Below are 745 nucleotides of genomic sequence, written 5' to 3' on the forward strand. Positions count from 1 at the left end.
GGCACTGTCTAGTTGAGCGAGTTTGAGAAGCGAGGAGGTCGTAGCGAGAAGTGTTCATGCCACTCGCAGACCTCCTCAGAGAAACGTTAGATGAGGACAGCCAAGACGTTTGGGAGAATGAGCGCACCCCGACACCCGTCCGGCGGTTTGGGGTGCGTCTCCACGCGGCGGGGCTGTCGATCAGGGAGACGGTAGCTATCTTAGACTTGCTGGGTGTCGATCGTTCTCACGGTGCTGTCTGGAACTGGGTTCATACACTGTCTGAAGCACAGAGCGACCCGCCGACGGCGCAGCCGTCGCGGGTCGCAGTCGACGAGAAACAAATCGAGGTTGACGGCGAAAAGAAGTGGTTGTACGCCGCTGTCGACACCGAATCAAAACTACTGCTTGAAGTTGACGTGTTCAGCCGCCGCGGGACCGACCCCGCGGCGGCGTTCCTGCATCGGCTCACTCAGAAACACGATGTTTCCAATACAGAGTTTCTCGTCGATGCTGGCGGCTATCTGACTGCCCTCTCACGTCACGATTTGAGCGGTCGGCTTGACTACCGAATCCGGAACCACATCGAAAAGTGGTTCCAGACTGTGACCATGCGAATCGACCGCTTTCACACGTTTTGGCGGGGCAGTCAATCCAGCGCGAAACAGTGGTTACGACGCTTCAGACACCACTACAACCACGAACGACCGAACCAAGCACTCGACGGACGAACGCCAGCTGAGGTCATCCAGAACTAGACAGTGCC

General features: G+C 57.4%; 1 protein-coding gene. It reads left to right on the forward strand.

Annotated elements, in window-relative coordinates; all coding sequences use genetic code 11:
• The first annotated feature begins 56 nt into the window (after nt 1-56).
• On the forward strand, nt 57-737 hold the full coding sequence (locus D3D01_RS22545; RefSeq protein ID WP_121513856.1) for an IS6 family transposase: 681 nt from the start codon (nt 57-59) through the stop codon (nt 735-737).
• Nucleotides 738-745 lie beyond the last annotated feature (8 nt).

This window comes from Haloarcula sp. Atlit-7R (assembly GCF_003666065.1).
In the GTDB taxonomy this organism is placed as follows: domain Archaea; phylum Halobacteriota; class Halobacteria; order Halobacteriales; family Haloarculaceae; genus Haloarcula; species Haloarcula taiwanensis.